At 72.1% G+C, this 23,125-nt stretch carries 25 protein-coding genes and 1 pseudogene; 11 read left to right on the top strand and 15 right to left on the bottom strand.

All coding sequences use genetic code 11. The features are described from left to right. Position 1: 1 nt before the first annotated feature. The gene (locus ACLBYB_RS15615) at positions 2-1,258 is read right to left on the bottom strand and encodes a Zn-dependent hydrolase (protein WP_447699316.1); all 1,257 of its coding nucleotides are present in this window, start codon (positions 1,256-1,258) and stop codon (positions 2-4) included. Next, a complete protein-coding gene (locus ACLBYB_RS15610) occupies positions 1,255-1,557 on the bottom strand; it encodes a hypothetical protein (RefSeq protein ID WP_447699315.1) in 303 nt (100 codons plus the stop codon). Before ACLBYB_RS15610 ends, ACLBYB_RS15615 begins: the two co-directional genes overlap by 4 nt. 24 nt (positions 1,558-1,581) lie before the next feature. Between ACLBYB_RS15610 and ACLBYB_RS15605 the strand changes: the two genes are divergently transcribed. From ACLBYB_RS15605 to ACLBYB_RS15585, 5 genes are all read left to right on the top strand, one after another. Beyond that, positions 1,582-2,388: an amino acid ABC transporter ATP-binding protein gene (locus ACLBYB_RS15605; RefSeq protein WP_447682262.1), complete on the top strand. Its 807-nt coding sequence runs from the start codon at positions 1,582-1,584 to the stop codon at positions 2,386-2,388. A 34-nt stretch (positions 2,389-2,422) separates the two neighbouring features. After that, a complete protein-coding gene (locus tag ACLBYB_RS15600; RefSeq protein ID WP_447682263.1) occupies positions 2,423-3,106 on the top strand; it encodes an amino acid ABC transporter permease in 684 nt (227 codons plus the stop codon). A 65-nt stretch (positions 3,107-3,171) separates the two neighbouring features. Then, complete coding sequence (locus ACLBYB_RS15595) at positions 3,172-3,981, top strand: transporter substrate-binding domain-containing protein (RefSeq protein ID WP_447682264.1); 810 nt, start codon at positions 3,172-3,174, stop codon at positions 3,979-3,981. Positions 3,982-4,048: 67 nt separating this feature from the next. Then, entirely contained in the window at positions 4,049-4,729 is a 681-nt protein-coding gene (locus tag ACLBYB_RS15590) for a GntR family transcriptional regulator (RefSeq protein WP_100251706.1), read from the top strand. 26 nt (positions 4,730-4,755) lie between these two features. Then, complete coding sequence (locus ACLBYB_RS15585) at positions 4,756-5,922, top strand: M24 family metallopeptidase (RefSeq protein WP_447699314.1); 1,167 nt, start codon at positions 4,756-4,758, stop codon at positions 5,920-5,922. A 127-nt stretch (positions 5,923-6,049) separates the two neighbouring features. Here ACLBYB_RS15585 and ACLBYB_RS15580 read toward each other — a convergent pair whose 3' ends face one another. Then, positions 6,050-6,616, bottom strand: a complete 567-nt coding sequence (locus ACLBYB_RS15580) for an acyltransferase family protein (protein ID WP_447699378.1) — start codon at positions 6,614-6,616, stop codon at positions 6,050-6,052. A gap of 45 nt (positions 6,617-6,661) precedes the next feature. Beyond that, positions 6,662-7,099, bottom strand: a complete 438-nt coding sequence (locus tag ACLBYB_RS15575; RefSeq protein ID WP_447699377.1) for an acyltransferase family protein — start codon at positions 7,097-7,099, stop codon at positions 6,662-6,664. Between the two features lie 142 nt (positions 7,100-7,241). On the opposite strand from ACLBYB_RS15575, the pseudogene ACLBYB_RS15570 reads away from it, so the two are divergent. Beyond that, positions 7,242-7,805: pseudogene (locus ACLBYB_RS15570) on the top strand (glycosyltransferase). Positions 7,806-7,822: 17 nt separating this feature from the next. Continuing rightward, complete coding sequence (locus ACLBYB_RS15565) at positions 7,823-8,266, top strand: hypothetical protein (protein ID WP_447699313.1); 444 nt, start codon at positions 7,823-7,825, stop codon at positions 8,264-8,266. A 192-nt stretch (positions 8,267-8,458) separates the two neighbouring features. Here the strand turns inward: ACLBYB_RS15565 and ACLBYB_RS15560 are convergent, their stop codons facing one another. Then, entirely contained in the window at positions 8,459-9,745 is a 1,287-nt protein-coding gene (locus ACLBYB_RS15560) for a hydantoinase/carbamoylase family amidase (protein WP_447699312.1), read from the bottom strand. Between the two features lie 222 nt (positions 9,746-9,967). On the opposite strand from ACLBYB_RS15560, the gene ACLBYB_RS15555 reads away from it, so the two are divergent. The 3 genes from ACLBYB_RS15555 (at position 9,968) to ACLBYB_RS15545 (ending at position 12,153) form a co-directional block, all read left to right on the top strand. Continuing rightward, the gene (locus ACLBYB_RS15555) at positions 9,968-10,984 is read left to right on the top strand and encodes an LLM class flavin-dependent oxidoreductase (protein WP_447699311.1); all 1,017 of its coding nucleotides are present in this window, start codon (positions 9,968-9,970) and stop codon (positions 10,982-10,984) included. A gap of 173 nt (positions 10,985-11,157) precedes the next feature. After that, on the top strand, positions 11,158-11,547 hold the full coding sequence (locus tag ACLBYB_RS15550; RefSeq protein ID WP_447699310.1) for a nuclear transport factor 2 family protein: 390 nt from the start codon (positions 11,158-11,160) through the stop codon (positions 11,545-11,547). A gap of 126 nt (positions 11,548-11,673) precedes the next feature. Next, positions 11,674-12,153, top strand: a complete 480-nt coding sequence (locus ACLBYB_RS15545; RefSeq protein WP_447699309.1) for a YidB family protein — start codon at positions 11,674-11,676, stop codon at positions 12,151-12,153. A 49-nt stretch (positions 12,154-12,202) separates the two neighbouring features. On the opposite strand, the gene ACLBYB_RS15540 is transcribed toward ACLBYB_RS15545, so the two are convergent. From ACLBYB_RS15540 to ACLBYB_RS15520, 5 genes are all read right to left on the bottom strand, one after another. Beyond that, entirely contained in the window at positions 12,203-12,541 is a 339-nt protein-coding gene (locus ACLBYB_RS15540; protein WP_447699308.1) for an MmcQ/YjbR family DNA-binding protein, read from the bottom strand. 52 nt (positions 12,542-12,593) lie between these two features. Continuing rightward, the gene (locus ACLBYB_RS15535; RefSeq protein ID WP_447699307.1) at positions 12,594-13,130 is read right to left on the bottom strand and encodes a glyoxalase superfamily protein; all 537 of its coding nucleotides are present in this window, start codon (positions 13,128-13,130) and stop codon (positions 12,594-12,596) included. A gap of 278 nt (positions 13,131-13,408) precedes the next feature. After that, a complete protein-coding gene (locus ACLBYB_RS15530; RefSeq protein WP_100251714.1) occupies positions 13,409-14,074 on the bottom strand; it encodes a dihydrofolate reductase family protein in 666 nt (221 codons plus the stop codon). Further along, positions 14,067-14,567 carry a VOC family protein gene (locus tag ACLBYB_RS15525; RefSeq protein WP_447699306.1) on the bottom strand — a complete coding sequence of 167 codons (501 nt, stop codon included), beginning with the start codon at positions 14,565-14,567 and terminating at the stop codon, positions 14,067-14,069. The genes ACLBYB_RS15530 and ACLBYB_RS15525 overlap by 8 nt, the downstream gene beginning before the upstream one ends. A 13-nt stretch (positions 14,568-14,580) precedes the next feature. Then, positions 14,581-15,372, bottom strand: coding sequence for a VOC family protein (locus ACLBYB_RS15520; protein WP_447699305.1), 792 nt, complete (start codon positions 15,370-15,372; stop codon positions 14,581-14,583). A 99-nt stretch (positions 15,373-15,471) separates the two neighbouring features. Here ACLBYB_RS15520 and ACLBYB_RS15515 point away from each other — a divergent pair, with 99 nt between their 5' ends. Next, the gene (locus tag ACLBYB_RS15515) at positions 15,472-16,164 is read left to right on the top strand and encodes a winged helix-turn-helix transcriptional regulator (RefSeq protein ID WP_447699304.1); all 693 of its coding nucleotides are present in this window, start codon (positions 15,472-15,474) and stop codon (positions 16,162-16,164) included. Here ACLBYB_RS15515 and ACLBYB_RS15510 read toward each other — a convergent pair. From ACLBYB_RS15510 to ACLBYB_RS15490, 5 genes are all read right to left on the bottom strand, one after another. Further along, positions 16,139-17,434: a hydantoinase/carbamoylase family amidase gene (locus ACLBYB_RS15510; RefSeq protein WP_447699303.1), complete on the bottom strand. Its 1,296-nt coding sequence runs from the start codon at positions 17,432-17,434 to the stop codon at positions 16,139-16,141. The genes ACLBYB_RS15515 and ACLBYB_RS15510 overlap by 26 nt on opposite strands. Beyond that, complete coding sequence (locus ACLBYB_RS15505; RefSeq protein ID WP_447699302.1) at positions 17,431-17,775, bottom strand: hypothetical protein; 345 nt, start codon at positions 17,773-17,775, stop codon at positions 17,431-17,433. The genes ACLBYB_RS15510 and ACLBYB_RS15505 overlap by 4 nt, the downstream gene beginning before the upstream one ends. A 104-nt stretch (positions 17,776-17,879) precedes the next feature. Continuing rightward, complete coding sequence (locus tag ACLBYB_RS15500) at positions 17,880-19,919, bottom strand: YgiQ family radical SAM protein (protein ID WP_447699301.1); 2,040 nt, start codon at positions 19,917-19,919, stop codon at positions 17,880-17,882. Between the two features lie 143 nt (positions 19,920-20,062). Next, entirely contained in the window at positions 20,063-22,375 is a 2,313-nt protein-coding gene (locus ACLBYB_RS15495; RefSeq protein ID WP_447699300.1) for a CHASE domain-containing protein, read from the bottom strand. 105 nt (positions 22,376-22,480) lie between these two features. Then, positions 22,481-23,110 carry a phospholipase A2 family protein gene (locus ACLBYB_RS15490; RefSeq protein WP_026605148.1) on the bottom strand — a complete coding sequence of 210 codons (630 nt, stop codon included), beginning with the start codon at positions 23,108-23,110 and terminating at the stop codon, positions 22,481-22,483. Positions 23,111-23,125: the final 15 nt, after the last annotated feature.

Genomic DNA, 23,125 nt, shown 5'->3' with positions numbered 1-23,125 from the left:
GTCAGGCTTCGGCGACGAGGTGAGCCACCAGGGTGGCGGCGGCGCACAGATCCTCGATCCGCATCGCCTCGTCCGGGTTGTGGCTGCCGTTCTGGTTGCGGATGAAGATCATCGTGCTCGGCACGCCCTGGCTGGCCAGCGTCGCGGTGTCGTGCCCCGCCCCGCTCGCCATCGTGCGGAACGGCGTCCCGAGCCGGCGCGCGTGGCCCGACAGGGACTCGACCAGCGCGGCGCTCATCCGCGCCGGCGTGCTGCCGGTCCGCTCGCCCAGCACGAAGCGTACCGAGCGGGCGGCCTCGATGGCGGCGATATGCTCGGCGAGCGCCGCCTCGACCCGGTCGAGAACGTCCGGCTCGGTGCTGCGCACGTCGAGGCAGAAGCGGACCTCGCCGGGGATCTTGGCGAAGGCGTGCTGAACCGGATCGGTGGCGACCTCGCCCAGCGTGATCGTGGCCGGGCAGCCCTCCGCCTCCAGCCTGCCCCAGAGCGCGTCCAGGCCGGTGATCAGGTCGGCGAGGGCGAAGACGGCGTCGCTGCGCTCGCCCCGCGCCACGGCGCCGGAATGGCCGTAGCGGCCGAAGCAGGCCGCCTTGCGGTAGCGGAAGCTGCCGCTAATCGCCGTGACGAAGCCCATGGGGAGCCCGGCCGCCTCCAGCGCCGGGCCCTGCTCGATGTGCATCTCGACGAAGCCGTGGATCCGCGCCGGATCGAGGAGCCGCTCACCCCGCGCCACCGCCCCCGGCCGCAGGCCGAGTTCGGCCATGTGGTCGCGCAGGCTCCGGCCGGTATCGGCGCGGGGCAGGTCGAGCACCTCGGGCGGCAGCAGGCCGAACGCGGCCCGGCTCCCGACATAGGAGGCCGGGAACCACACGCTCTCCTCGGCCCGGAACACCGCCACCGTCACGGGACGCGCCGGCACGATCCCCGCCCGGCGCAGGGCCTCGACGGCCGCGAGACCGCCGATCACGCCCGCCGCCCCGTCGAAGTTGCCGCCGTGGGGCACCGTGTCGACGTGCGAGCCGACCATCCAGGGCGCCAGTGCCGGGTCGCGGCCCGCCATCGTCAGGAACAGGTTGCCGGCCGCGTCGGTCTCGGCGGCGAGCCCGAGCGCCAGCCCGGTGGCCCGCATCAGGGCGTGGGCGCGCTCCTCGCCGACGCCGTAGGCCGCCCGCGTCACGCCCGGCGCGTCCTGGCTGAAGCTCAGGAGCTCGGCGAACAGGCCCGCGCAGAGATCCGGATCAATCGCGAGCCGGGTCATGCCGGCTGCCGCGCGGGTCCGACCCGGTCCATCGGCTGAACAATGAGGCACGCGCCCGGCGCGGTCGCGAAGGGAATACCGGGGCCCGGAAGCTCGATGACCATGTCGGAGGCAGCCATGCTCAAAAATACCGCTTGAATGCCGGCGGTATACCGGCTCTGATAAGGCATCCCATCCAGCTTGGCAATGTAAAACGTCGCCGGATGAAAAATTAAATCTCCACATTGAGAGATTTGATGCACAATAACACAGTCACCTAACGCGTTCTGCACGCTGATCGAAGCATTGATCTGCGCCACGATCGCACGACATCAGGTTCTACGATGGCTCAGATCGAGACGGCCGCGCCCCCGCTCCTGAAGATCAGGAAGCTGCACAAGAGCTACGGTACCAACGAGGTCCTGAAGGGCATCTCCCTCGACATCCACGAGGGCGAGGTCGTGTCGATCATCGGTGCGAGCGGCTCGGGCAAGAGCACGTTCCTGCGCTGCCTGAACCTCATGGAGACGCCGACCTCCGGCTTCATGGATTTCGAGCGCTTCGCCTTCGACTACGAGCAGGGCGCCCGCCGCCAGCCGACGCCGCAGCAGCTCTGCGAGTTGCGGGCGCGGATCGGCATGGTCTTCCAGAGCTACAATCTCTGGCCGCACATGACCGTGCTGGAGAACGTCATCGAGGCGCCGATCCGGGTGCGGCGGATGCCGCGCCGGCAGGCCGTCGCGGAGGCGGAGGCGCTGCTCCAGCGCATCGGCCTCTACGAGAAGCGGCACGCCTACCCGTCGAAGCTCTCGGGCGGGCAGCAGCAGCGCGTGGCGATCGTGCGCGCCCTGGCGATGGCGCCCAAGGTGATGCTGTTCGACGAGGTGACCTCGGCCCTCGATCCGGAGCTGGTTGGCGAGGTGCTGGCGCTGATGGGCTCCCTCGCGGCGGACGGGATGACGATGCTGCTCGTCACCCACGAGATGGCCTTCGCCCGGGATGTCGGCACCCGCACCCTGTTCTTCGACGGCGGCGTGATCGCCGAGGACGGGCCGCCCGACGCCATCATCGGCGCCCCCCGGAGCGAGCGGCTGCGCCAGTTCCTCCGGCGCGTCCTGCACCAGCCCGCCGCGCCGGGACAGATGGCGTGAGCCGCCGGCCCATCACCGGGGAGAAGGGACAGCGATGAGCGTCGCGGCGTTGCAGGAGTGGTGGCTCACCCTCTCGGACGAGGTCGTCACCTACGGCCCCGGCTTCCTCTCGGCGACCCTAGTGGTGCTCGGCGTCACGGTGGCGAGCATCCTGGTGAGCTGGGCCTGCGGCCTGCTCGGGGCGCTGGGCAAGCGCTCGTCCTTCGCGCCCTTCCGGGCGCTGGCGAGCTTCTACGTCTGGTTCATCCGCGGCACGCCGACCCTCGTGCAGGTCTTCATCGTGTATTTCGGCATGCCGCAGATCGGGGTGAAGCTCTCGCCCGTGACCGCCGGCATCATCGCGCTGGGCGTCAGCAGCGGCGCCTACGTGGCCGAGACCATCCGGGCCGGCCTCGCGGCGATCCCGAGGGGCCAGATCGAGTCGGCGCTGGCGCTCGGCATGAACCCGCGTATCATGATGGTGCGCATCGTCCTGCCGCAGGTCTTCCGCATGATCCTGCCGTCGTTGACCAACGAGGCGATCTCGGCGGTGAAGAATACCTCGCTGCTGTCGACGATCACGGTGGTGGAGCTGACGCTCTACGCGCAGCTCATGATCGCCACGACCTTCCGGCCGTTCGATTTCTACATCGCGGCGGCGCTGATCTACCTCGGCCTCACGTCGATCCTGTCGCAGCTCTCGGCCTATTTCGAGCGGCGCTACGCCCGCCTGTCCTGAGCCCCCCCGCCGCGGGACGGGCCGCGGCCGATCCTTCCCGCCCCGTCCCGAGACCGGAGACCGCCATGAACCGCCGCCACGTCCTCGCCCTCGCCGCCCTCTGCGCCAGCCTCGGCGCAGGCCTCCTCGCCGCCCCCGCGACCCGCGCGGCCGAGGGCAAGCTGGAGCTGATCGAGCCCGGCAAGCTGATCGTGGCGACGGACAGCACCTTCGCGCCCTTCAGCATGCGCACGCCGAGCGGCGAGCTCGACGGGCTGGAGGTCCGGGTCATGCGCGAGGTCTGCCGCCGGCTCGGGCTAGAGTACAGCCCGGTCAACATCAAGTTCGACGCCCTGCTGGTGGGCCTGATGGCCGATCAGTACGACATCACCAGCGAGTCGATGGACATCACCCCCGCCCGGCAGAAGCAGGTCGCCTTCGCGGACGGATGGCTCGAATCCGGCGCGCGGATCGTCACCCGCAAGGATACCGGCATCAAGGGGCCGGCAGATCTCAAGGGCCGCAACGTCGGCGCCCTCTCAGCCTCGACCTTCGGCAAGCTCGCCGAGGAGAACGGCGCCACCCTGAAGAGCTACAAGACGGCCGCGGACGCCATGCAGGACCTCGTCGGCGGCAACATCGACGCGGTGATCAACGACGCGGTGGCCGGCAACTACGCTATCAAGGCGCGCAAGCTGCCCCTGGTGATGATCGAGACCCCGCTGAGCACGGTCCAGAAGGGCTTCGCTATCAAGAAGGGCAAGCCGAACCTGCACGCCGCCGTCAACAAGGCGCTCGGCGAGATGGTCGCGGACGGTACCTACGCCAAGCTCGTCACCCCGCTGATCGGCTATGATCCGGCCCCGAAGGAGCCGATCCGCACGCCCGCCATGTGAGCGGGCAGGACGGACGCGCGAGAACAAGAATGGGGAGCGGCTGAGCCGGCCGCTCCGGGAGGACACCATGAAGACCCTCGACGCCGCGTCGTACACGACGGCGCTCAGTGCACGGCGCGAGCAGAGCCTCGGCCAGATGGCCTACGACCGTCTGCTCGACATGCTCGTCCGCCGCGACCTTCCGGCCGGCACCGTGCTGCACGAGCGCCGCCTCGCCGAGATGCTCGACATCTCCAGGACCCCGACCCGCGAGGCGATGTCGCGGCTGGAGACCGAGGGGTTGATCGAGCGGCAACCCGGCGGGATGCTCGTGGTCAAAGAATTCTCCCTGCGCGAGCTGATCGAGATCCTGCATGTCCGCCGCCTGCTGGAGCGGGAGAGCGTCTCGCTGGCCACCGGCCGCATCGCCGACGCGGTGCTGGCGGACCTGCAGCGTCAGATGGAGGCACTCTTGGCGGCGGGCGACCCGGACGCGCCGGGCAACTGGGAGGTCGACCGGCGCTTCCACGATCTGATCGCGGAGCACAGCCAGAACGCGACCCTCGCCAAGACGATCAAGGACCTGCGGCTCAAGACGCAGATGTTCAACCTGAGCCGGATGCCCGAGCGGTTCGAGGCGGTCCATCGCGAGCACCTCGCGGTGGTCGCCGCCCTGAGGGCCAAGGACGCGGCGGCGGCGGCGGACGCGATCGCGGCCCATCTCGAGAATTTCAAGCAGGGCATCATCCGGCGCCTGAGCGAAGTCTGAGCGAAGTCTGGGACGAGGGCGGCGCGATGCACGAGTTCACGGAGCTGCGCGGCCGCGAGGCGGCCTTCCCGGAGGCGGAGTTCGCCGCCCGGCAGGCGGCGGCCCGGGCCGCCATCGCGGGTGCCGGCCACGACGCCCTCGTGGTGACTGGCCCGGAGACGATCTACTGGCTGACCGGCCGCCAAACGGCGGGTTACTTCGCCTTCCAGGCCCTGCTCGTGCCGGCGGAGGGCGCCCCGGCCCTCCTGGTCCGGCAGCTCGAATTGCCGGGCGCGGCCGCCAACACGTGGCTCGACGACATCCAGGCCTATCCGGACGGCGCCGACCCGGCCGCGGCCCTGGCGGCCCTCGTGCGCGGGCGCGGGGTCGCCCGGCCGGCCCTGGAGCGGGACGGCTGGTTCGTCGCGCCGGCGCTCGCGGCGCGGATCGACGCCGCCCTCGGAAGCGGCCCGCTGCCCGACGGATCCGGCCTCCTCGCCCCCCTGCGGGCGGTGAAGTCGGCGGCCGAGCTCGCGGCGATCCGGGCCGCCGCCCGGTACGCGCAGGCCGGGCTCGCCGCGGGGCTCGACGCCTGCGCGGCGGGCACCGACGAGAACGCCGTCGCCGCCGCCATGCTGGCAGCCGCGACGGCCGCCGGGTCCGAGGCCGTGGCGATGGAGCCGCTGGTCGCGTCGGGCCCGCGCAGCGGGCTGCCGCACATGACGTGGCGCCGCCGCCGGCTGGAGCCGGGCGACGCGGTCTTCCTCGAGCTCGCCGGCAGCCACGCCCGCTACCACGCGGCGCTGATGCGCAGCGTCTGGATCGGCCCGCCGCCGGCCGAGGCGCAGCGGATGATGGACTGCGCCCTGCGCGCCCTCGACGCGGCGCTCGGCGCGATCCGGCCCGGCCATCCCTGCGCCGCCCCGCACGCGGCGGCGCAGGCCGTCATCGACGCGGCGGGCTACGGCCCGGCCTTCCGCAAGCGGATCGGCTACTCGATGGGCGTCGCCTTCGCGCCGGACTGGGGGGAGGGTGCCCTGCTCTCGCTGTTCACCGGACAGGACCGGCCGATCGAGCCCGGCATGGTCTTCCACCTGCCGGCCACCCTGCGCCGCTACGGCGCCTGGACGGTCGGCGCCTCGGAGACCGTCATCGTCACCGCAGACGGGGTCGAGCCCCTGTCCGACCTGCCGCGCACCCTGTCGGTGCGGTGAGGCGTCGCGGATAACCGCGGCCAGCAGGGACGCGGCGCGTTGGATCACGCCGGAGGTGACCGGCGCTTCCGCCACGCCGCGCCCTGCGCCCCAGCCACGATGATCCTCTTCAGAGGCCATCAGGCCGTTATCGACACCGGCGATCGATCCGGGGGATGATCGGCTTCCGGGACGCCTTGAGAAGGCGCGTGAGATAGGCGCGTATCGGCCGGTCGTATAGGCGCAGCGCCAGGTAGCTCAAGATCAACGTCGCTGCGAAGAGCGTTGCGGCCTCGATCGCGGCCGACTTCCCGCCGCTCAGCTTCTGGTACAGGCCGTCGATCCACGAGGAGATCGGAAAATGCAGGGCGTAGATCGGATACGATAGGTCTCCGACGAGGATCGAGAGGTCCTTCAGCGGGTCCGACAGGGTGATGGACGATCCGCCGACGACGAGCAGGGGGGCCAGCAGCAGCTTCCATAGCATCCGCTGCGTGTGGTTCAGTTCGTACGGCAGGGTGAAGATGATCACCATCACGACGAGCAGGACGTAGAAGACCGGCGTCAGGTTGGCCCGCCGAGCGAGCAGATCCTTGATCTGGTAGCAGAAGACACCGACGAAGAAGGACGACCCGACGTGGCCGAATCCGAGCATGAAGTTATCCGTCTGATCGCCTCCAATTCCGACAGTTAGGCCGAAGCAAGCGGACACGATGTAGAGAGGTGCCGACGCGTAAACCGGGTTGAGACGTCGGATCGATCACCAGAACGCGCTGGCCATGATCTCGAAGAACAACGATACCTGTGGGCCGTTTAATGGAAAGACCTGAGGACCGCCGATCTGCGGCGGGGCATGGAAGTAGGGGATGTTGAGGAGCCCGAGAAGGACGGCGACGACGATCTGGCTGGCGTAGGCGGCGCCGGACGTCATGGAATCTCGCAGCGCGACATACGGCGCGCTGATGAGGAGCGAGAGCGCGATGACGGGCATCAACCGGACGAGACGCTGCAAAAGGAAGTCCATGTTGGACAGCCGGTCCCTTCGATCCCTGTAAGCGCGGGCAAGGACGAAGCCGCTCAACGTGAAGAACGTATCGACGGAAAGTCCTCCGTTGACGGCGAGCCACGGCACATCAAGCCAGTGCCCGGTATGAAAGAGGAGCACGCAGAGAGCGGACAGACCGCGTGTGCCGTCCAGCGCCGCGCAATGTTCAACTTTGTCAGCGGGGGATGGCGCGGTCGAGCCCGGGAGCGCATTCTCTGCCGTCGCGCAGCCACAGTGGCGGCAATGTTATCCTCATCACTTGGCGACACTGCTTTGCTCTCCGATCCGAAAGGGCATGATGCGATACGAACACGGTATATCGGTCGTCATCGCAACACATAATGGTTCCGCGTTCCTCCGCGAGCAGCTGCACAGCCTCGTCGTGCAAACCGTGCGCCCGCTGGAAATCATCCTCTCAGACCACAAATTGACCGAGAATACCCTTGAAATTGTTCAGTAATTTGTGCCCTCAAGCAAAATTTTAATTCGAATATTCTGGAACTCGCCCGCAGTGGGCTTTCGGGACAGTTTCTTGTGCGAAGCGCTGCACGCACGCGGGCATCTGGTGGCCTTCTGCGATCAAGACGACATCTGGGACCCGAGGAAGATCGAGCTTTGCTCGCGCCACATCGATGATCGCGCCGTGTCCATGATCGCCCATACGGCCCTGAGCGTCGACGCGGGCAACCGCGCGCTCCGGTTACTCTCGGAGGGGATCCAGCGCGATGGCGTGAAGCCGCCGCTGAGCTACGATCCCTGGCTGATGTTCTTCGGCTTCTCGATCGTCTTCCGCCGCGATCTCCTGACCTATGGGATATCGAAGACCGCTTCACCGATTTCATCGTGCCGAGCGCGATGATCGCGCACGATCGGTGGGTGACGTTCCTCGCGCAAGTCGTCGGGCAAGTCGTCGGGCAAGTCGTGGAGATCGATGTCCCGCTCGTCCGCTACCGCCAGCACGGCAACAACCTGTTCGGCGACGGGACGCGCGTGCGGCATCCCAGGCCCAGGAGCGCGGCCGGCGGATCGGATCCCTACCGGGACGCGACCGCCGCGATGATCCGGATCGTCACACGTCTGCCGGACGCGACCCCGGGAGCCTTCCCGCTCTTCGATCGGGACCGCGCAATCGGGTTCCTGCAGCGCGCGCAGCACCAGCTCGACGAGCGGGAAGCCGTCTACAGGTCGGCTTGGCGCCTCGAGGCGCTCAAGCGCCTCTGCGCTCTGGCGACCTCCGGGACCTACCGGGCCGTCCACGACGGCAACATCCGTTGGCGGTCGATCGCCAAGGATCTCACGTTCACGCTGGTCCGACGCTGACGGCCCGCGCCGACCGTGTGGCAGGTCTAGCGGGCCTCATCGCCGGCCCGGCCAGACGACTGGGCCCGCATCGGACGGCCCGCCGCGTACAGCGCGGCGCCTCCCGGCGCTCCGCGAACGTCCTGCGGAGCCTCGGACCTGTCGGTGCGGTGGCGGACCCGACAAGCACTTCGCCGGTCGACGCGCATCCGGTCAGGCGCCGCAGGTCTCCGCCACGAGCCACGCGGTGAGGATCGCCACGGCGTCGAGCAGGTCGTCGATCACCATGGCCTCGCGGGGATTGTGGCTGCCGTTGGCGTTGCGCACGAACAGCATCGCCATCGGCACGCCGGCCTTCGCGAAGGCGGCGGCGTCGTGGGAGGCCGGGCTGCCGAGGGGCCGCGTCGCGATGCCGAGGGCGTCCGCGGCCGCCGCGAACCCGTCACGGATCCGCGGCGCGACGGCGCCGACGCCCGCCTCGGCGCGCGGACCCAGCGTCACCGTCACGCCGCAGCGGTCGGACACCTCCGCCACCACTGCCAGGAACGCCGCCTCCAGTTCCGCCAGCACCGCGGCCGCGTAGGCCCGCATGTCGAGGCTGAACCGGAACTCGCCCGGGACCGTGGTCAGGCCGTGCGCCGCGGCGTCGGTGTGGAACCGGCCGAAGGTGACGGCCATCGCGCACCCGGCCGCCTCGCGCTCCGCCCAGACCCGGTCCAGCGCCAGGGCGATCTCGGCCCCGGCCATGGCCGCGTCGCGCCGGAAGCGGCGCGGCGTCCCGACATGGTCGTAGCGGCCGGCGATGCGGACGTCGGGATAGCGGACGTTGCCGGGGATCCCGGTGCACAGGCCGACCGGGATCCCGGCCTCCTCGAGGCTCGGCGCCTGCTCGATATGCACCTCCAGGAAGGCGTGGATCGCGGCGGCGTCGAGGGCCGCCGGGCCGCGGACGAGCGCGTCCGGATCGCCGCCCTCCCGGGCGATGTGGGCGGCGAGGCTGAGGCCGCTGTCGATCCGGGCCGCGTCGAGCGCCCCGTCCGGCAGGGCTCCGAGCGCCGCGCGGCTCCCGATATACGAGACTTGGAACCAGACGCTCTCCTCGGCGCGGATGCCCAGGACGGAGATGTCCCGCTCCGGCTCCAGGCCGAGTTGGCGGATGGCCGCGACGGCGGCGAGCCCGGCCACCACGCCGGCGGCGCCGTCGAAGTTGCCGCCCTGGGCCACGGTGTCGAGGTGGGAGCCGATCAGGATCGGCGGCAGGGTTCGGTCCCGCCCCGGCAGCGTCATGGCGGTGTTGGCGGCGGCGTCCCGGGCGATCGCGAGGCCGAGATCGGAGGCGCAGCGCGCCACCGCCGCGTGCGCCGCGGTTTCCTCCGGGCTGTAGGAGGGCCGGGTGAACCCGGGCTCCGTCCGGCCGCACCGGGCCAGCTCCGCAAACAGGGCCTCGACCCGGCCGCGCTGCGCGCGCACGGCGGCCGTGATGGCGGACACGCGGTCCATCGCTACGCCTCCCCGAACGCCGGTCCCCGGGACGGGCCCGCCGGTGCCCCTGCCACTTTCGTGCCGGCCCGCCGGATCACCGAGCCCGGTCACCGGGACCGAGTCTGCCGGATCGCCGGGCGCGCGGCCAGCCGCGCGGGTCAGCCCCGCGGCGCGGGATCGTTGCCCGGCCGGATTCCGACGGCTATCGCCGGTCCCGGCAGGCGGGCGGAGGTTCTGCAAATGAAGACGATCGGGTTCCTGTCCTTCGGGCACTGGTCGCCGACCGGCGGGTCGGCGACGCGCAGTGCGGCCGACACACTCCTCCAGTCGATCGACCTCGCGGTCGCCGCGGAGGAGCTCGGGGCGGACGGCGCCTATTTCCGGGTCCACCATTTCGCGCGCCAGCTCGCCTCGCCCTTTCCGCTGCTGGCGGCAGTCGGCGCCCGGACGAAGCGCATCGAGATCGGCACCGGCGTCATCGACATGCGCTACGAGAACCCGTTCTCCATGGTCGAGAATGCCGGCGCGGCGGACCTCATCGCGGGCGGACGCCTGCAGCTCGGGCTCAGCCGCGGCTCGCCCGAGCAGGTCATCGACGGCTGGCGGCACTTCCGCTTCGCCCCGGCCGAGGGCGAGACGGACGCCGATATGGGGCGCCGGCACACCGAGGTCTTCCTCGACCTCCTGAAGGGAACGGGGTTCGCCGAGCCCAACCCGCGGCCGATGTTCGCCAACCCGCCGGGACTCCTGCGCCTGGAGCCGCATTCCGAGGGGTTGCGGGACCGCATCTGGTGGGGATCAGCCTCCGACGCGACCGCGATCTGGGCGGCGCAGCAGGGCATGAACCTGCAGAGCTCGACCCTGAAGGCGGACGAGACCGGCGAGCCGTTCCACGTCCAGCAGGCCAGGCAGATCCGCCGCTACCGGCAGGCGTGGCAGGATGCGGGACACGCCCGCACGCCGCGGGTCTCGGTCTCGCGCTCGATCTTCGCGCTCGTGAACGACCTCGACCGCGCCTATTTCGGGCGCGGCACGAGCAGCGACCAGGTCGGCATCATCGACAACATGCGCGCGGTGTTCGGCCGCTCCTACGCCGCGGAGCCGGACCGGCTGGTCGACGAGCTGCGCGCCGACGCTGCGATTGCGGAGGCCGACACCCTGCTGCTGACGGTCCCGAACCAGCTGGGCGTCGCCTACAACGCCCACCTCATCGAGAGCCTGCTCTCGCACGTGGCCCCCGCGCTCGGGTGGCGCTGATCCGACCTCCGGCCGGGTTCGCCGGCGCCGAGGGCATGCAGCCCCTCGGCCGGCCCTGTCCCGGGGCCCGGCCCGCCGGCCTACCCATCGCCGCGAGCGTGCGGTAGCCTCCCGTCGGCCCGGCACGCGGTGCCGGCGCGCCCGAGTCCGGCACTTGTAAGGGGATCACCGGGATGTCGCACCCGTTGGACTGGAACGCGTTCGCCGACGCGTGGTGCGCCGCCTGGAACGCGCACGATGTCGAGCGGGTGCTGGCCCATTTCCACGACGACGCCGTGTTCACCTCGCCGGGCGCCGCGCGGATCGTCCCCGCTTCGGGCGGAACGGTGCGGGGCAAGGATGCGCTGCGCGCCTACTGGACGGAGGCCCTGCGGCAGATCCCGGACCTCCACTTCGCGGTGGAGCAGGTCTTCGCGGGCATCGACACGCTGGTGATCCAGTATCGCAACCAGAAGGGTGTGAGCGTCAGCGAGGTGCTCGTCTTCGAGGATGGCCGCGTGCGGGCGGGGCACGGCACCTACCCGATCGGCGTCGACAACCCCGTCGGTGCCGCGGCGGGCTAGAGCCGTTCGCGATGCGGCCGCGCCGGCCTCGGCGGGGCCGCCCGCATCGCAACCGGGTCCGTGCGCGTTGGTTGGCGTCGCGTGGCGAACGGGCGCGGGCCCGCTGCCCGCAGCGGGAGACGAACCATGAGTGATGGCTACCCTTCGATGACGGCGCTCCTGGGCCTCCTCGCCCTGGCAGGCTACCAGAACCGCGACAGGCTCGCGGAGCTGCTGGGCGGCGCCGGTCAGACCGCGCCCGCGGGCCCCGGCGGTCCGGCCGGCGTCTCCAACGGCGCCTCCGGTGCCGGCCTGGGCGGTCTCCTCGGCGGCCTCCTGGGCGACCGGCGCGGCGAGGCTCCCGGCGGGTTCCTGCACAGCGGACTCGGCGAGATGCTGGACCGTTTCCAGCAGGCCGGTCACGGGACGGCCGCACAGTCCTGGGTCAACCCGGGACCGAACCAGGAAATCGCGCCGCACCACCTGGAACAGGCGATCGGACCCGACGTCCTCGCGGCTCTCACCCAGCGGACGGGACTGTCCCGCGATGAGCTGCTCTCCCGGCTGTCCCGCGAGCTCCCCCGGGCCGTCGACCGCTACACGCCCGACGGACGGATCCCGGCCTGAGGTCAGGCCGGCGGACGGATCCCGGCCCGACCTTGGGGGGTCGGGACCGTCACGGTCGTCGGGGCGTGCGCGGCTTCGGCGCGGCGAGCCGATGGGCCGCCGTCAGGGCCGACATCAGGGTCGTCTCGTCGACGATCGCGAGGTCGCACCGCGTCGCGCCCATCCGCCCCCAGCCACCCGGAACGGGGCTGAAAGCCGCCGGCACCTGCTCGCAGAAGAAGTCGCGCAGGTCCGGGTCGAACATCAGGTTGATGTCGTGGCCCACCTCGTCCAGCGTCGCGAAGGTCTTGCGCGGCGTCCGGAAGGCCGTCCTGTGGAAGTGGGGGGCGGAGGTCACCGCCTCCAACGTCGCGATGAGCGCCTTCACGCGCGCGATATCGACGCCCATCGCGGCCCTCCTCTCCTAGGTCGGCGGCGGATCGGACCGCCCGCCCGACCGGTCACCCGGTCCGGCGCTCGCAGAATCGCAACCGGTTCCCGAACGGGTCCGCCACCTCCAGCACCTCGCCCCAGGGCGCCTGCTCGATGCCGGGCCGGGCATAGCCGTAGCGCTGGTCGGTGAGCGCCCGGTGATAGGCCCGGATGCCGCGCATCGGCACGAACACGGTCGAGCCGGGGGTGGCGTCGCCGTGGTGCTCGGTCAGGTGCAGCCGCAATCCGGCGCGGGCGACCTCCATGTAGAGCGGCAGACCCGGCTCGAACCGGTGCTCGAACCCCGGCGTGAAGCCGAGAAAGCCGCAGTAGAACGCGCGCGCCTTGGCCTCGTCGAAGATGCGCAGAACCGGCACCGCCTCCAGGAAGCGGGGGCCGTCATCCGCGACCCGGTCCAGGCCGGCGCAGGCGGTGTTCCAGTCGTCGTAGCCCAGCCCGGCGGCGACGAGTTCGAGGGCGGCCGCGTGCGGGACGGCGAGGTCGCGGGCTGCCAGCGCGGCGCGCAGCCGCTTGGCCATGGTCTTGGCCTGATCGACGGTCGTCATGGTCCTCTCCCCAGGCCGGCGTCGGTCCGTCGGTGCCCGCGTTGCCGACCCGGCGCCGGTCAGGGACACGGTGGGGGTGGGTCGTCCGCGATGCGTTCACCATCCCGGTTCCGGGGCGAGCGGCAGGCCGCATCGGCCTGGCGGCAGGCTACCCCGGCCGCGGCGCGGCCGCCAAGAGGGGTGAAGGGAGGGGAGGGCTGACACGGGACCTGCCGGCTTCCGACGGGTCACGACCCCGTGCCGCGCGCGGCCAGCCGATCGCTGGCGCAGGCGGCGGTCTACCAGCGACCCGCCGCCTGGCGCTCGCGGAGCGCGATCTCGTCCGCGCTGGGTGGTTTGCTGGCGAAACTGCCGGTCTGGACCGCCCCGTCCCGCGCCAACACCGCGACGTGGACGCCCTTCGGCGAGTGGCTCTGCTCGACCAGCGTCCAGGTGCGGGCCGCCGCCGGGTCGTCCGCGTACCAGCGCTTGCCGCGGCCGAGCATGACCGGGAATGTGATCAGGACGAGCCGGTCGATGAGGCCCGCCGGAAGCAGCGCCGGATAGAGCCTGCTGCTGCCCTGGATGAGGAGGTCGGGGCCCTCGCTCTCCTTGAGGCGGGTGACCGCCGCGACGGGGTCGCCGGCGAGGCGCCGGCTGTTGTTCCAGTCGAGCGCGGCGTCGCTTCCGGTGACGACATGCTTGCGGATCGCATTGAAGGTCGCGCCGATCGGCTGCTCGGCGTTGTGCGGCCAGTAGGCGGCGAAGATCTCGTAGGTGCGCCGGCCGAGCAGCAGCTCGTAATCGCCGCCGAGCAGCTTGCCCATCGGCCCGGCGAGCGACGCGTCGAAGTACGGGAAAGTCCAGCCGCCGTGCGCGAAGCCGGTCTGATCCTCCTCCGGACCGCCCGGTGCCTGGATCACGCCATCGAGGGACTGGAAGAGGGAGCCGGTGATCTTACGCATGGGCGGAGTCCCCGCGGAGGGCAGCCTCGATCCGGGCGATGTCGATCTTGCGCATGGTCATCATGGCCTCGAACGCGCGCCGGGCCGCGGCCCGGTCGGGGTGGCTGTTGGCGTGCAGGAGCGCGCGCGGCGTGATCTGCCAGGAGAAGCCCCAGCGGTCCGTGCACCAGCCGCATGCGCTCTCCGCGCCGCCGTGGCCCACGACGGCGTCCCAGTAGCGGTCGGTCTCCGCCTGATCGTCGGTCAGCACCATGAAGCTGACCGCTTGGTTGGCCCGGAAGGCCGGGCCGCCGTTCAGGCCGACGAATGGCCGGCCGAGGACGGTGAACGCGACCGTGAGTTCGTCGCCCGCGGACCCGCCGGGGAAATCCGAGGGGGCGTTCATGGGCGCGCCGACATGGCTGCCGGGGAAGGTCGCGGCGTAGAAGTCCGCGGCCTTGCGGGCCTCGCCGCGGTCGAACCACAGGCAGGTCGTCAGCTTGTCGCTCGTCATGGCCGGACGCTCCTCAGGTGGCTTGCCGCGGGCCGGCGAGGCCGAGCTGGTGGCCCGCCGGATCGGCGATGTTGGCCGCGTAGCTGCCGCCGGGGATCGGGTCGGGCCCCTGGAGGACCGTGCCGCCCGCCGCCCGGACGGTCGCGAGCGCGGCGTCGATGTCGGCGACGTGGATGTACCAGTTCCAGCGGGCCGGCGCGCCGGTGGCCGCGCTCGACATCACCGCGCCGGGGCGCAGGTCGCCCCGCCCGATGAAGGCGTACTCGCCCAAGTCGCCCATCGGCATGGCACCGAGCTTCTCCCAGCCGAACAGCGCCCCGTAGAAGGCGAGGGCCGCCGCGGGATCGGGGGTGGCGAGTTCGATCCAGACGCCGTGGCCGCGCGTCCGCTCCGTCACGAGCGGCACCGGCCCGAAGGCCCGGCTCGCGCCGGGACGGGCCGGATCCATCGCGGCGAAGATCACGCCCTGCGGGTCGCTCACCATGGCGAAGCGGCCGACATGGGGGATGTCGACGGGCCCGAACCGGACCGCGCCGCCGAGATCGACCGCGCGGGAAGCCAGGGCGTCGACGTCCGAGGTCGCGAGGTAGACCACCCAGCCGGGGAGGCCGGGGGCCTCGGGCATCGGCCGCCGGATCCCGGCCACGGGCGCCCCGTCGGCCTCCGCGATCCGGTAGCCGCCGTGCTCGGGCATCGGCGACGGCGCGACGCGCCAGCCCGCGACCGCCTCGTAGAAGGCCTGCGCGGCGTCCGGGTCGGACGCGTTCAGCTCGAACCAGATGGGTGTCCCCTCGGCGGGTGGCATCGGGCGCTCCTCCGTGACAATCGGCGCTGCGGCCGCTGCGCGGCGCCCCCTCCGGCCCCGCTTTGCCCAGGCTCGCATCCTCGGTTACACAAAGCAACCATGGAGTCAGAAAAAATAACCGCTCGGGCATCCCGGCCCCGCGAGCGCCTGTACGACGACGCCTGCGGCACGGCCCTCGCGCTGGAGTTCATCGGCGAGCGCTGGTCGCTGCTGATCATGCGCGAGCTGGTCTACGGCCCCCGGCGCTTCGGCGAGATCCGGGCGAACCTCCCGGGGATCAGCGCGAACGTGCTGACGCAGCGGCTGGAGAGCCTGGCAGCGGCGGGCATCGCCCTGCGGTACCGGCTGCCGTCGCCGGCCAACGTGCAGGTCTACGATCTCACCGACTGGGGCCGCGAGGCCGCGCCGCTGATGCGCGACCTAGGCCGCTGGGCCGCCCGCTCGCCGCGGCACGATCCGAGCCTGTTCATGTCGGGGGCGTCGGCCATGATGTCGCTCGAGGCCCTGGTCGACCGCGGGCGGGCGTCGGCGCTGTCGGCGACGGTCGCTTTCCACTTCCCTGGCGAGGACTTCGTCGCGACGGTGGCCGGCGGCGAGATCCGCGTGCGGCGGGGCGTCGCCGAGGCGCCCGACCTCGCCTTCACCGGCGACACGATGGCGATGCGCCGCACGGTCTACGGCAAGGCGCCACTGGACCGGGACGGCGCCGGCGGGACGCTCGCCGTCGCGGGCCCCGCCGACCTGGCGCGGTCCTTCATCGACCTCTTCACCCTGCCGGCCAAGGCGGGCTGAGGTGCCCGTCCCGCGGCTCGCGCGGGGAGGGCGCGCCGCCCGCGAGCGCGCCGACAACGCCGGCGAGCACGTCGAGGCCGACCGCGACGTCGGCCGGGTCGACGGTCCCCGCCGCCCCCCAGCCGACGCCGCCCCGACAGCGGATCAGCGCGAGGCCGATCGGTCCGAGCAGGGCCATGTGGGACGCGTCGGTGGTCACGCCCTGCGCCAGCCGCACGGCGCGGTGTCCCGCGGCCTCGACGGCCTCCTCGAACAGGCGGACCAGACCGGGATCGCACCGGGTGGCATCGGGATCGACGCTGCGCTCGACGGTGATCCCCAGCCAGCGCCGCGCCGCGACCGCCTCGAGGGCCGCGGCGAGTTCCGCCACGGCCGCGCGCCGCGCGCCGTCGTCGGCGGAATCGACGCGGACGCCCAGTGTCGCCGACCCCGCGATCACGAAGGTCGGCACCGGCGCGACGTCGAGGCGCATGACCGTCACGGTGACCCCCTCCCGCGCCAGGCCGACGCGCTCGGCGACGAGGACGCATTCGGCCGCCCCGGCGAGGGCGTCCCGCCGGCCCGGCATCGGGTTCGCCGCCGCATCGACGGCGGCGCCTGTCAGCGTGACCCGGAGCATCGTCGATTCCGACAGGGCCGGCACGATCCCGACCGGCGCTCCCGATCGCTCCAGCACGGGGCCGGCCTCGGCGGCGACCTCGAGATAGGCCAGGATCGCGTCCGAGGCCCGGCGCGCGCTCGCGAGGTGCGCCGGGTCGAGCCCGTGCGCCTCCAGGGCGCGACGCAGGGTGACGCCGTAGGCGTCGTCCCAGTCCAGCGCGTCCGGGGCGAGCCGCCCGACCACGGCCCGGCTGCCGAGCTGCCGGGGACCGAACCGGCTGGCCGCGTCCGCGACGAAGGCGACGACCTCGACCGCGTGGCGCGGCGGCGGTCCGTGCCGGATCAGGCGCTCGACGGCGGCGATGCCGATCAGCACGCCGAGCGTCCCGTCGTAGCGGCCGGCATCCTCGCGCGTGTCGACGTGGCCCCCGACGACGACGGCCGGGCCGCCCGGAACCGCGCCCTCAATCCGGCCGACGAGGTTGCCGGCGGGATCGCGCCGGGCCGACAGGCCGGCCTCCGCCATCCAGCCGAGGACGAGCGCCTCGGCCTCGGCCTGCTGCGGGCTGAAGACGCGCCGCGTCAGGGTCCACGGGTAGGCGCTGATCCCGGCGAGCCGGTCGACGCGCGCGAGGACGATCCCGGCGGCGCTCTCGGGCGCCGCCGTCACGGCGCCCTCGGCGTCACCGCGATCCCGGCCCCCCAGTAGCGGTTGGCGATCAGCTGCTGATTCCGGATGAGGCCGATCGCCGTCCTGGCGTCGCCGCCCGCGAACGTGCCGACCGCCGCCCCGCAGAGCGTCAGGTACATCCGCTGGTGCACCACGGACTCGAAATAGGCCCGGGGCGGCGGGGCGAGGTCGAGGCCGGCATCGAGGTTCTGCTGGCGCACCCGCGCGGCGGCCTCCGCCACCGCCGCCTGCACCGTCTCCATCATCGCGCGCTGCGCGGCGTCCAGGATCTCGGACGCCTCGCGCTCTTCGGGCGTCAGAACAGGGCAGGCGACAGCCATCGCGACCTCCGTGTCGATCGCCGGTGAGGCTGACCGGCCGGCCGCGCGGCAATATGGCCGGCGCGTATCAATTCGTTACGGCGCGCCGAACCCGTCACGAACCGTCACTTGCGCAGCGGCACGCCCTTCGTGGTGAAGCGCTGGCCGCCGCCCGTGTAGCGGGGTCGCGGCTGGCCGCCCGTCCGGCCCGCACCGGCGCCGGTCCCCGGCGGCTGCGAGAACGGCACCAGCTGGTCCGGCCGCGGCCCGATGAGGTCGGCGCGGCCCATCTCCCGCAGCGCCTCGCGCAGCAGGGGCCAGTTCTCGGGGTCGTGGTAGCGCAGGAACGCCTTGTGCAGCCGGCGCTGGCGCAGGCCCTTGATCGCCTCGACCGACTCGCTGCCGCCGCGTTTCACGCCCCGCAGCGTGTTGATCTCGGTGTGGTACATCGCGGTTGCGGTCGCCATCGGCGAGGGCAGGAACGTCTGGACTTGGTCGGCGCGGTAGTTGTTCTTCTTGAGCCAGAGCGCGAGGTGCATCATGTCCTCGTCGGTCGTGCCCGGATGCGCCGCGATGAAGTACGGGATCAGGTAGTACTTCTTACCCGCCTCCTTGGCGGCGGCGTCGAACATCTCCTTGAACCGGTCGTAGGTGCCGATCCCTGGCTTCATCATCTTGTCGAGGGGGCCGCGCTCGGTGTGCTCGGGCGCGATCTTCAGGCGCCCGCCGACGTGGTGGGTGACGAGCTCCTTGATGTATTCGGGGCTCTTCACCGCGAGGTCGTAGCGCACGCCCGAGGCGACCATCACCTTCTTGACGCCCTTCACCTCGCGGACCTTGCGGTAGAGCCGGATCAGGTCGTCGTGCGAGGTGTTCAGGTTCGGGCAGACGTCCGGGAAGACGCAGGAGGGCAGCCGGCACGCCGCCTCGATCTTCGGGTCCTTGCAGGCCATCCGGTACATGTTCGCCGTCGGCCCGTCGACATCCGAGATCACGCCCGTGAAGCCCGGGGTCTTGTCGCGGATCCGCTCGATCTCGCGCAGGATCGAGCCCTCCGAGCGGTTCTGGATGACGCGGCCCTCGTGCTCGGTGATCGAGCAGAAGGTGCAGCCGCCGAAGCAGCCGCGCATGATCGTCACCGAGAACTTGATCATGTCCCAGGCGGGGATCTTCGCGTCGCCGTAGGACGGGTGCGGGGCGCGGGCGTAGGGCAGGTCGTAGACCGCGTCCATCTCGTCGCTGGTCAGCGGGATCGGCGGCGGGTTGAGCCACAGGTCGCGGTCGCCGTGGCGCTGGACGAGGGGGCGCGCGTTGCCGGGATTGGCCTCCCGGTGCAACACGCGCGAGGCGCGGGCGTAGGCCTCCTTGTCGTCCTTGACCTCGTCGTAGGCGGGCAGCCGGATCACGGTCTCGCCGGGCCGGCGGGTGGCGGCCTCGTCCGTCGAGTCGAGGTCGTCGGCGGGCAGCTCGGTGTAGTGGTCAGGCACGCGGCGGAACAGGGCGACGCCCCGGATCGCGTCGAGCTGGTGCGGCGCCTCGCCGGCCGCGAGGCGGTTCGCCACCTCGACCACGGCGCGCTCGGCGTTGCCGTAGATCAGCAGGTCCGCCTTGGCGTCGGCCAGGATCGAGCGGCGCACTTTGTCGGACCAGTAATCGTAGTGCGCGATCCGGCGCAGCGACGCCTCGATGCCGCCGAGCACGACCGGGACGTCCTTGAAGGCCTCGCGGCAGCGCTGCGTGTAGACGATGGTGCAGCGGTCCGGGCGCCGGCCGCCCTCGCCGCCGGCCGTATAGGCGTCGTCGTGGCGCAACCGCCGGTCCGCCGTGTAGCGGTTCACCATCGAATCGAGGTTGCCGCCGGTGACGCCGAAGAACAGGTTCGGCTTGCCGAGCGCCTTGAACGGCTCCGCCGAGTGCCAGTCGGGCTGGGCGATGATGCCGACCCGGAAGCCCTGCGATTCGAGCAGCCGGCCGATGATGGCCATGCCGAAGCTCGGGTGGTCCACGTAGGCGTCACCGGTCACCAGCACGATGTCGCAGGACTCCCATCCCAGGGCCGCCATCTCGGCGCGGCTCATGGGCAGGAACGGCGCAGCGGGCCCGCGCGGCGACGGCGTGCGGACGGGGGGCGCCAGGGGACGGACGGTGGACGCTTGGAGTTCCATGGTGTCCCTGCATAGGCCTCCGGGGCCGCGATCTCAACGAATGGCAGGGCGGCGGTGGCCGCGGCCGTGCCGCCCGAGGGCGCCCTGCGCCGATCCGGCGCACCTCGAGACAGGCGATGCGCCGCCGTCGCGGCCGGCCCGGCTCAGCGCGCGATCAGCTCGCGGATGCGGGCGGCCAGGGCCTCCACGGCGAAGGGCTTAGTCAGCACCGCCATGCCGGGCTCGAAACGCCCGTCGCCCGGCAGCGCGGTCTCGGAGAAGCCGGTGATGAACAGCACCTTCAGCTCCGGTCGGCCGACCCGGGCGGCGTCGGCCATCTGGCGCCCGTTCATGCCGCCGGGCAGGCCGACATCCGTGACGAGCAGGTCGATCCGCGCACCCGATTGCAGCACGCTGAGGCCGCCCGCGCCGTCCGCGGCCTCGATCGCCGTGTAGCCGAGGTCGCTCAGCACGTCCGTCACCAGCATGCGCACCGTCGGCTCGTCGTCCACGATCAGCACGGTCTCGCCCGCCTCGGCCTGCGCCATCAGGCCCCGGCCCGGGTCGGGCCGGTCCGCGTCCGCCTCGCCGAAGTGCCGCGGCAGGTAGATGCACACGTTCGTGCCCTGGCCGACCGTCGAGGTGATCCGGACCTGCCCGCCGGATTGCTTGGCGAAGCCGTAGATCATCGACAGGCCGAGGCCGGTGCCCTCGCCCATCGGCTTGGTGGTGAAGAACGGGTCGAAGGCCCGGGCAACGACCTCTGGGGGCATGCCGGTGCCGGTATCGGACACGCACAGCGACAGGTACGGCCCCTCCGGCATGTCCTGGGCGTCGGCCTGCTGCCGGTCGATCCAGCGGTTGTCGGTCTCGATGGTGATCCGGCCGCCCCCGGGCATCGCGTCCCGCGCGTTGATGCAGAGGTTCAGGAGCGCGTTCTCCAGCTGGGACGGGTCCGCGAGCGCGGCCCAGAGCGCGTCCGCCCCGACGTGCCGCACCTCGACGCTCGGCCCGACCGTGCGCTGGATCAGGTCGAGCATCCCGCGGACCAGCCGGTCGGCGTCGATCGCCCTGGGCGCCAGCGTCTGGCGGCGCGAGAACGCGAGCAAGCGGTGGGTGAGGGCCGCGGCCCGCCGGGCGGCGCCCTGGGCGGCGGCGATGTACTTGCCGACATCCTTCGACCGCCCCTGGGCGATGCGGGCCTCGATGAGTTCCAGCGAGCCCGAGATGCCCGCCAGAAGGTTGTTGAAGTCGTGCGCCAGCCCGCCGGTGAGCTGGCCCACCGCCTCCATCTTCTGCGACTGGCGCAGCGCCTCCTCCATGCGCGCCCGCTCCTCCCCGGCCTGCCGCAGACGGTCGGCCGCCGCCCGGAGATCGCGCGTCCGCTCCTCGACGCGGGCCTCCAGCGACGCGTTGAGCTGGCGGATCTCGTCCTGCGTGCGGCGCTGCCGGTAGGCCGCGAAGGCCAGCAGGGCGGTGGCGAACAGGCCGCCGCCGCAGACGAGCCAGATCTCCGGCAGCGCCGAGCCGCGCCGGGGCGAGACGCGCTGCGCGAACGCGACGGTCCAGGTGCGGCCGCCGAGTTCCAGATGCGCCTCGCGGGTGAGGCGTCCCGCCACGGCGGCGGAGGCCCGCGCGGACCGGTGCAGCAGGTTCGCCTCGCTCGGCGCGCCGTCGTAGATGGCGAAGGCCGCGTCCTCCTCGGCCTCCGCCGCCACGATGCTGTTGAACAGGTCGTCGGCCCGGAAGGCGCCGAACACGAAGCCCAGGAAGCGCCGCCGCCGGTCCTCGAGGTCCGGCGGCACGGCGCCGCCGGCATAGACCGGCATGGCGACGAGGAAGCCCGCCTGCTTGTTCGCGTCGATCTCCTGCACGAGCTGGATCCGCGCCGAGGCGGCCGGCTGGCCAGTGTCGCGGGCCCGCTCAACCATGTCGCGCCGCACCGGGTCCGACATCACGTCGTAGCCGATGGCGGCGAGGTTGCGCGGGTTCGGCGGCTCGGCGAACAGGACCGGGCTGATCATCGGGTTGTCGGTCGGCGGCCGGACCCGGGCATTCTCGACGCCCAGGGCCGCGGCGCGCGCGGCGAACGTCTCGCGCGCGGAGGCGGGCAGGGTCGGCGTGAAGCCGATGCCGAGGAAGCCGGGGTAGAGGCGCTGGAACTCGATCCGCTGCACGTAGGCCCGGAACTGGGCCAGCGTGACGGTGTCGCCGTCGGCTGCGAACAGGCCGGCGGCGCCGCGCAGGAGCGCCGTGTAGGTGCGAAACTGGTCCTCGACCGTGCGCAGCTCGATCTCGATGGCATGCTCGAAGGTCAGGCGGTCGCGCAGCGCCGCCGCCTGCCAGGTGAGGGCCGTGCTCAGCCCGGTCGCGAGGAGGCCGGCGGCCAGGATCGCGGGCGGGATCCAGCGCGCCGCGCCCGCCCCGCGGCGGGCGGCGGGCGCGACAAGAGCCTGCGATGCGGTGCGGTGGGACAAGGGGCGAGACCGGACTTCGACTGCGGCCCGTCAAAGCAGGCACGCGCCGGGATGCAAGTCCATGGTGGCGTCACCGGGGCGAAATTCCCGCACTGCGGCGGGCGCTCAGGGCGCGCGGCACGCCATCGCGGCGGTAGCCTCGATCACGCTCAGCGCCCGGCGCCGCACCTCCAGCGCCGCGTCCGGGCTGTCCGACACGGTGGAAGCCTCGCGCCTCAGCGTCGCGTCGCAGGCGCACGAACGGTAGCCCGCCGCGTCGTAGCAGGCGTCGTGGCGCATGCACGCGGCATCGAGGGCGTCGGTCGGCGGCAGCCCCTCGCCGCGCTGACCCGTGCCGCAGTAATTGCCGTGGAACAGCTCCTTGCCGGCGATGACTCGGCCCAGGTCGCCCTTCGGCGGTGCCGGCGCCTCTGCCTGCCCGCTCGGGTTGAGGTCGTTGGCCGGCCCGCCCGCCTTCGATCCGGACGAGCGCAGGGCCTTCGGGATGCCGGAGCGCTCGCCGGGCTCGTTCAGGGCCTCGCCGGCCCGGCCGTTCGGGTCCGAGATGTCCGGGAGCGGCGGGGGCGGCCCCGGGCGGGGCTCGCCCGGCTCGACGGTCGCGGCCGGCAGGTCTCGGACATCCTGCACGTCTTGGACGCTCTGGACGCCTCGCGAGTCCGGAACGCCCTGCGCCCCGGACGCGTGCGGGTAGGCGACGAGCAGCAGCCCGAGCGTGGCGAGGAGAGACGGTCTCACGGATGGCCCCTGATT

The organism is Methylobacterium sp. D54C (assembly GCF_053345595.1).
Note: the sequence above shows the minus strand (reverse complement) of the source record. Positions and strands in the feature narration are given on the sequence as shown.